The following is a 7371-nucleotide window of genomic DNA, read 5'->3' on the forward strand; positions in this document are numbered from 1 at the left end:
GCTTCTCACGGTCACCGCCACGGCTTGGTCCGTTTGTGAGAGCAGGTCGCTATTCGGGGTCCGCCGCTCGGTACCGGGTCAGGGAGCTGTCCACCGAACTTACCGGTGTCGGCGTCGGGTCTTCGGGAGATGCCCCATGGCGGACCGGCCGGGTCTCACCCCCGATCGAGGGTGAATATCAGTGCGGCAGCACAGAGGATGAGCATGCCGGTGGCGTTGAGGAAGAGGTTGCGGCCGAAGTCACGGGCGCGGATGTGCATGGTAATGGCGATCAGGAAGTAGACCACCAGTGCGGCGGTGGTCAGAACTGCGAGCGGCGGTGCCCAGATGCCGACGACGAGGCCCGCCGCCGCGGCGGTCTTCAGTACCGGCAGCAGCCGCCAGTAGCGGCGGGGGAACCCGACGTCCTGCAGGCAGGCGCGGATGAACCCGACGGGTTTCAGGCACATCGCGGCGTCGCCGAACTGGATGACGGCCAGGCCGGCGAGCGGCCACCAGGGCTGGATCACGACGGGTACCTCGTCTCGTTGCAGTGGGTTCCGCTGTCAGTGATGGGGACGGAAGCGCACTGTGTTTTGTGACATCACCGCTGCGTCGGGGAGGTCAGTGGCCGGGGACGACCAGGTGGGCGCAGTCCTGGAGACGGGCGGCGGCCAGATAATGGTCCTCGGCTAAGACCGTGCCTCATTTGGCGAGTAGGCGGCAGCAGATGAGGGCGGCGGCGAGGGCGACGAAGGAGCCGAAGTGGTCGGATCGGCGTTCGTAGCGGCGATGTAATCGGCGGGTGCCGGTCAGCCAGGAGGAAGGTCCGTTCCACCACCCAGCGGTGCCGGCCGAGTCGCTGGCTGGACTCGCCATGTAAGTACTCGTGGAAGACTCCGCCGAGCCGGTCTCGTCGGCGTATGTTCAGGTCGATGATTCGTCCGAGGTCCGTGATCGGGTCCGGGACACCAAACTCGTACACCACTTCCATGGACGCAACCCGCCCATGACGCGGTCCCGCGCAACTGCGAGGAGGAGATCAGGGCATGAGCCCGCCTCACCGGAGAAGCACCCAACCTGGCGATACACCTGAACTCGAACCAGACAGCAAACGGGGGGTCAAACCCTCATCAAGGGAACAACGGGGGCCGCGCACGCTTACCTTTGTGCTGACCGTTCGACACAAACACGCGCGAAGGAGCCCGTCGGGTGACCAGCACTCTGACCTTGCAAGCACTGCGGCGGCTGAGGACCACCCCTGGCGGGCAGCTCGACTGCCGGATCAGCTTCTCCGACGGACCGGGAACTTCGCGGCCGGTCGCTTATGTGGAACGCGAGGTGCTGCCCAACGGCATATCCGCCTACCTCGCGGCCCGGAAGAGCGGAGCCCGCTCCTTCGTCCTGTGGGCGGACGAGCATCGCCAGGCGCGGGTCGCCACCCTGGTCACCGTCTCCACGGGCAGTGGGCGGGCACAGTTCAAGGTGCTCGGCTCGCACGGCGAACCGCTCGGTATGTTCACGCGCGACAAGGCGTTCAGCCAGGGACTGCGCACACGCTGGACGGTGAGCCGCGCCGACAGCCTCGACGCGGTGGGATACAAGGGCCGGCTGTTCTGGTGGTGCGTGTGGTGGCTCTGCTCGCCCCTGCTGCCGCTCATCCTCGTGGCCGCCCTGTTCGGCGGCGGCGGCGACTTCCCGCGCGGCCCACGCCGCATCAAGTGGCGCTCCGGCGGACAGGTCCCGCTTGAGTTCAAGTCGTCCGGGGACACGGTACGTCTGTACGCACCGGAGCTGGACTGGCGGCTCGGAGCCGCCCTCGTGGCCCTGATCCCCTCCTTCGACAGCTGGATCGGCGACCCCTGGGACAGCAGGAAGGACTGACGGGCAGGCGGCGCGCCCGTGATGCGGCGGGAGGCGCGGACGGTGGGTTCGTAGCGCGGAGGCCGCGTGAGCAGGATCTCGGCGAAGGGCTGCCCTGCGGTACGGGGCCCACGCGGGCTGGTACAAATGCGGCATGAGCGAACTCGCTGGCTATCCCCCACAGCCGAACGTGCGGCCGAGCCGGCGGGTCTACAGTCAGAGGTACCGTGTGTGGGCCCACGTGCTCCTGTGGACGCCGATCGCGATCACGGTGGTCGGTGTCATCCTCGGCCTGGGGCTGTTCGCGGCCGCTGATGCCGACCCGACGCACAGTTCGTCCGCGCTCGGCTATCTCGGCCTCGTCGTGTGGGGCGGCCTCGCGGTCCTGTCACCGGTCCTGCTCGGGTCGTTCATTGCCGGGCTGGTCATGCTGATCCGCGCGCGCAGCTGAGGTCGCGGCGGGACGCGGCCCGCCTCGACATGCTCCAGGCTGGCCGCCTGGACGATGTCGTGGCCACGCCGGCGGTCGACGGTCACCGTCTCGGCGGAAATACTGGATCATCCACCGCCCCCGCACGCGAGAACGCGACTTCATGCTCCCCCGCCGAACTCCCACCTGCCGCTGGTGCACCAACAAAGGCAACCTCGGCAAGGGCACCAAATAAGACCCCGGTTCGCCAAGGTCCATCCCGTGATCCCTATGCTCGCCAGGTACCGGGACCATGGACGTGCTGTTGCCCAGTCTCTGATTCCTAGCGTCGCCCCTTAGCAAACCGGGCATTCTACGGACGGGCGTTTTCTTCAGTTCGAGCAGGCATCAGCCCGGCCGCGGAGATGAGGTTCTTATACCCGGCCAGCCGGGCACATCGGGGTGCTGGCTGCACTCGCCGACCGCGCCGCAAAAGTTCACCAGCACCCACCTGCGTTTGATCGGTGCTGCCGCGCGCCTTGGGGTCAGACGCGTGGGTGGCGTGCTGGCACGCTGCCCATGGCCAGGACCGCGGCGAGGGCTGCCGCAATGGTGAGGGCGGTGAACACGTGGGGGTAGCCGCCAAGGGCAGCGGCGAGTGCGGCGCCCGCCCAAGGCGCCAGGGCGCTGGCGACGGTGACAGGCGCAGCCAGGATGCCCGACAGCGCGCCGTAGGTGGCGGTGCCCCACCGGTCGGAGATGGCGGTGGCCTGCAACAGGGTGGCGATTCCCCGGGCGGTACCCGCCAGGACGGCGACGGCGATGAGGAGCGCGACCGGGCCAGGAAGGACGGCGAGGGCAGCGGTGGTGACCGTCGAGAGCGCCAGGATCCAGACGGTGCGGGCGCGGACTGTGGTGCGACGAACCAGCGTGCTGTAGCCGAGGCGGCCGGCGACCTGGCCCAACCCGCCCAGTCCGAGGGCCCAAGCGGCGGTGGTGGCGCTGGCGCCGCGCTCGATGAGCAGCGGGATGAGGTTGGTCAGCACCGCGAACATCGCAAACGCCGATAACGTCAGCGCTGCCATCAGCAGGATGAACGGGCGACTGCGCACCACGTCCTTCACCGCCCCACCGGCACCTTGAACGCGGTTCTCGTGGCGGACCGCGGGCCAGGGACGGCGCAGCGCGAAGACATGCAGCGGGATGGTGACCACCGCTAGTACGACGGCGAGGACCAGGTAGACGCCGCGCCAGGACAGGTGGTTGGCGAGGGCGTTGGTGAGCGGGGCGAAGACGGTGCTGGCGAGCCCGGCGACGAGGGTGAGGCTGGTCAGGGCGGTGACGTGGCGTGGCCCGAAGTAGCGGGTAAGGGCGGCGAACGCGGGTTGGTAGAGCACGGCTGCCATGCGGTGCCGGCCAGTAGCCATGCCGCCGTGAACCTGTCGGGTGCGGGTACTCGATTTCGGTTACTGACCTGGCCTTTTCTGTCCGTCTACGCCGCGCGTCTGTACTCGTTGATCAAGCCGCCGAGGACTTCCTCGCGCCTGAGCTGGGCCTTGTCGAGTCGGTGGGAGCTGCCTTTGAGGTCGGTTGTGGTGGTCGCCGGTCTCGTGCCCGATGAGGGCGATGCTGGTTGTAGTGCCGTTCGTACTCGGCGAGTACGCGACGCAGGTGGCGTTCGCTGTAGATGAGGAGCCGGTCGGTGCATTCGCGCCGTACGGTCCCGATCCAGCGTTCGGCGATCGCGTTCGCCCGCGGGGCCAGGACCGGCGTCTTGATAATCTGCGCACCGAGCGAGATGAACACTTCATCGAAGACACTCGTGTACTTGGCGTCGCGGTCGCGGATGAGGAATCTGATGTGCTCGGCCCGCTCCCCCAGGTCCATGAACAGGTTCCGGGCCTGCTGGGCAACCCAGGTTCCCGTCGGGTTGGTCGTGACACCCATGACGTGGACGGCCCGGGTGGCGTGCTCGACGAAGAACAGCACATCGATCCGCTTCCCGAACACCGCGTCGACATGGAACAGGTCACAGGCGAGGGTCCCCTCGGCTTGGGCCTTCAGGAACTGGGCCCAGCTCGGCCCACTGCGCCGGGGTGCGGGATCCAGTCCCGCACCTTTGAGGATGTCCCGCACCGTGCTGGGCGGCACCCGGATGCCGACGCCGGCAAGCTCGCCGCTGATCCGCTGATAGCCCCAAGTCGGGTTCTCTCGCGCCAGCCGCAGCACCGCTACCCAGATGTCCCTCCTGGTGGAGGGGCGGCCTTGACGTTTCCGCCTGTAGGTCCATCTGCGGGCGATCAAATCCCGGTGCCAACGCAGGATCGTCGACGGCGTCACGATGAACATCTCCCACGAAGAAGAAGACAACAGCCGCGACAGCGCCGCCAGCACGACACGGTCTGCATCATTGAGATCAGGACGGTGCACCTGACGACGTAGGACAGCGACCTGATGCCGGAGCGCGAGGATCTCCAGTTCCTTGCTCCGGTCACCACGCACCAACAGGAGCAGAAGCCGAAGGACATGGCCGAGGACGAGGTAGAGGAAGGACCAGAACACAACCAGCCAGGATGACCGCTACCTCACCGTGCTCGAGCCATCAACCTGCAGATCCGCAGCACTCACCCAGTTTCCGCACCCCATAAGGTACTGGCCATGATCCTTGATGACGTCGGCATGACTAATGAACAGATCCTCGCTCTCAGCGACGACGTGCTCCTAGCCGCGACGGTCGAGTTCCTCCACCGGTACGGCCCGACACGTCCCAGCATCCAGGAACTCAGCACACGGACAGTCAGGGACGTCCTCGAGGGGTCAACCAGCGATTCCGCCATCCCCTGACCACGGACAACAAACCGCTCCCGGGTGTCCATCATCGCTAGTGCGTGCTCACCGGTCCAGGCGGCCGTTTGCTCCGGCCTGTTTGACCAGGCGCCCCCAGCGCTCTCGCCGCCCGAACCGCTCGGCGATCGCCTTACCGGAAGGCAGATCCCCGGCGGGTGTGCGGTTGGCGACGGCCCATTGCCAGGCCTGGCGTTGCAGCCCGGACGGTGGACGGCTGTGCGGTGAATGATCCCGGTGCCCGCCTTCGACACCGCCCGCAGGAACGACGTCTGTGCCTTGTATGAAGTGCTCACTGCTGTCGATCTGAACCTCGTATGAAGGCATTGGCCGATCGGTCAGAGTCGTATGGGCGTCGTCTGAAGCAGCATCGTCGGTGGCCAAATCCGTAGGAGGCACATCTGAGGGAGCGGTCTTCTCCGCTCCCTCCTCATATGAGGGCTCGTATGAGGCCTCGTTGGCGGCCACCGGCTCCGACCTCGGCCGGGCGGTGGTCTCCAACGCGACCACCCAGATCCTGCTTCGCCAAGCACCCCAAGCCCTTGACCAGATCACCGAGGCCTTCGCCCTCACCGATGGCGAACGCCATCTGCTCACCTCGGCACGCCGCGGCCAGGGACTCCTGGTCGCCAGCACCGACCGGGTCGCCTTCGACGTCGTTTCCAGCCAGACCGAGCACACCCTCGCATCGACGGACCCGAAGTTCCTGGCATCTCCGGCGGCCGATGAGGCGAACGCCGGGGTGGATGCACCGTTCATGGGCGAATCCACCATCGCCTCCCGCGAGGTCGCCTCCTCCGGCTTCGGTCCGACCGGCGACCTCGATGCCGAGGAGGGGGACCTGTGATCTGTTCGCGTGTCTCCCGGTTCCCGCACCTTGGCCATCAGCCTCGTTCTTCCCCGTCGCCGCCGGAGAAGCCTTCCCCTACGCCACGTGCCGCCCCGGGCGATTCGCCGCTCGGGCAGTTCCTGACTTGTTCATGGTGTCTCCTTTCACAGGCCTGCCTCGGAGGACGGCTTGCCTGACCTTGTCTGAACTGATGACGAGCGAGCGAAAGGCGAATCGACGGCCTCCCTGGACGTCTGGCCCGCGAGTGTGCGGAGCGGGGTGTGGGCCCCGGGCACAGGCAGCTCGTGCCCGTCCGGCTCGGCGGTGCCGCCCGGGAGGCGACGCCGCCGATCTGGTGAGAGGGTCGCGCTGAGTGCGCCGACGATGGATGCGGCGCCCGCGAGCGCCAGCGCCGCCTGGAATCCGCTGATCGCCGAGCTCGGCGTGGCGTAGCTGCCGTAGACGGTGAAGATGACGCTGAGGAACACCACGCCGAACACGGCACCGACCTCCCGTACCGCGGCGTTGGCGCCCGAGGCGACGCCGATGTCCTTCGGCGGGACTGAGCCGAAAACCGAGTTGATCACCGTGGGGATCGACATGGTGATGCCGACGCCACCCAGGATCAGCGGTGGGATCAGCGTGCTGTAGGCCACGTCGGTTGCGGCGACCGCTGCGATCCAGATGAGCGCCGCACCCTGCAGGAGCAGACCATTGGTCATGAACGGCCGGTTGCCGAACCTGTCGGACAGCCGTCCGACGATCGGCGCCACCAGCAGGGGCATCAGGGTCCACGGGAGCAGGTGCAGGCCGGCGTCCATGGGGCTGTCGCCCAGCCCGATCTGGAACAGTTGCGACAGGATGAACAGCGATCCGATCAGTGCGAAGTGCTGAAAGAACGCCACCACGTTGGCGATGGTGAACGCCCGGTTGCGGAAGTAGGACAGCGGCATCATCGGCTGCGGCGCCCGGTGTTCCCAGGCCAGGAACGCCGCCAGGAGCAGCGGGCTGGCCACCAGCGTGCCGAGCACTTCAGCGCTCGCCCACCCGGCCGCGGGCGCCCGTACCAGACCCCAGACCAGGCCGAACAGGCCCAATGAGGCCAGCGCGAGGCCGATCAGGTCGAGTTTGGGCCGGGGACCGTGGCTTTCCCGCAGCAGCAGGGCGGTGAGGATCGCCGCTGCTAGGCCGAACGGCACGTTCAGCCAGAAGATCCAAGGCCAGGACAGGCCCTCGGTGATGAGGCCGCCGACGACCGGCCCGGCGGCGACCGCGACGCCGGACACGCTGCCCCAGATGCCCATCGCCATGCCGCGCCGCTCCGGCGGGAAGGCATCGGTCAGCAGGGTCAGGCTCACCGGCGTGGACAACGCGGCCCCGACGCCGAGCAGCACCCTGCCGATAACCAGAATCTCGATGGTCGTCGCCGACGCGGCCACGACGGAGG

9 protein-coding genes and 1 pseudogene are annotated in these 7371 nt (G+C 67.5%); 4 read left to right on the plus strand and 6 right to left on the minus strand.

The window, feature by feature from the left end; translation table 11 throughout:
- Positions 1-155: 155 nt before the first annotated feature.
- Entirely contained in the window at positions 156-509 is a 354-nt protein-coding gene (locus HKK72_RS33170; RefSeq protein ID WP_187238376.1) for a DoxX family protein, read from the minus strand.
- A gap of 175 nt (positions 510-684) precedes the next feature.
- Positions 685-853 (minus strand): annotated as a pseudogene (locus HKK72_RS41710) (transposase); the annotation flags it as partial.
- Positions 854-1191: 338 nt separating this feature from the next.
- Here HKK72_RS41710 and HKK72_RS33175 point away from each other — a divergent pair.
- Positions 1192-1863 carry a hypothetical protein gene (locus tag HKK72_RS33175; protein WP_187238377.1) on the plus strand — a complete coding sequence of 224 codons (672 nt, stop codon included), beginning with the start codon at positions 1192-1194 and terminating at the stop codon, positions 1861-1863.
- 133 nt (positions 1864-1996) lie between these two features.
- Entirely contained in the window at positions 1997-2293 is a 297-nt protein-coding gene (locus HKK72_RS33180) for a hypothetical protein (RefSeq protein WP_187238378.1), read from the plus strand.
- A gap of 503 nt (positions 2294-2796) precedes the next feature.
- Here the strand turns inward: HKK72_RS33180 and HKK72_RS33185 are convergent.
- Together HKK72_RS33185 and HKK72_RS42520 are read right to left on the minus strand one after the other, a co-directional pair.
- Complete coding sequence (locus tag HKK72_RS33185; protein WP_222721446.1) at positions 2797-3678, minus strand: MFS transporter; 882 nt, start codon at positions 3676-3678, stop codon at positions 2797-2799.
- A gap of 91 nt (positions 3679-3769) precedes the next feature.
- Positions 3770-4813 (minus strand): integrase core domain-containing protein, encoded by a 1044-nt coding sequence (locus tag HKK72_RS42520; protein WP_222721447.1) that lies wholly within the window; start codon positions 4811-4813, stop codon positions 3770-3772.
- Between the two features lie 96 nt (positions 4814-4909).
- Between HKK72_RS42520 and HKK72_RS33195 the strand changes: the two genes are divergently transcribed.
- A complete protein-coding gene (locus HKK72_RS33195; RefSeq protein ID WP_187238379.1) occupies positions 4910-5095 on the plus strand; it encodes a hypothetical protein in 186 nt (61 codons plus the stop codon).
- 48 nt (positions 5096-5143) lie between these two features.
- Here HKK72_RS33195 and HKK72_RS33200 read toward each other — a convergent pair whose 3' ends face one another.
- Entirely contained in the window at positions 5144-5479 is a 336-nt protein-coding gene (locus HKK72_RS33200) for a hypothetical protein (RefSeq protein WP_187238380.1), read from the minus strand.
- Between the two features lie 73 nt (positions 5480-5552).
- Between HKK72_RS33200 and HKK72_RS33205 the strand changes: the two genes are divergently transcribed.
- Positions 5553-5942 carry a hypothetical protein gene (locus tag HKK72_RS33205; RefSeq protein WP_187238381.1) on the plus strand — a complete coding sequence of 130 codons (390 nt, stop codon included), beginning with the start codon at positions 5553-5555 and terminating at the stop codon, positions 5940-5942.
- Positions 5943-6088: 146 nt separating this feature from the next.
- On the opposite strand, the gene HKK72_RS33210 is transcribed toward HKK72_RS33205, so the two are convergent.
- On the minus strand, positions 6089-7371 hold a 1283-nt coding region (locus tag HKK72_RS33210), incomplete at its 5' end, for an MFS transporter (RefSeq protein ID WP_187238382.1).

Source organism: Actinomadura sp. HBU206391, assembly GCF_014323665.1.
Lineage (GTDB): Bacteria > Actinomycetota > Actinomycetes > Streptosporangiales > Streptosporangiaceae > Actinomadura_C.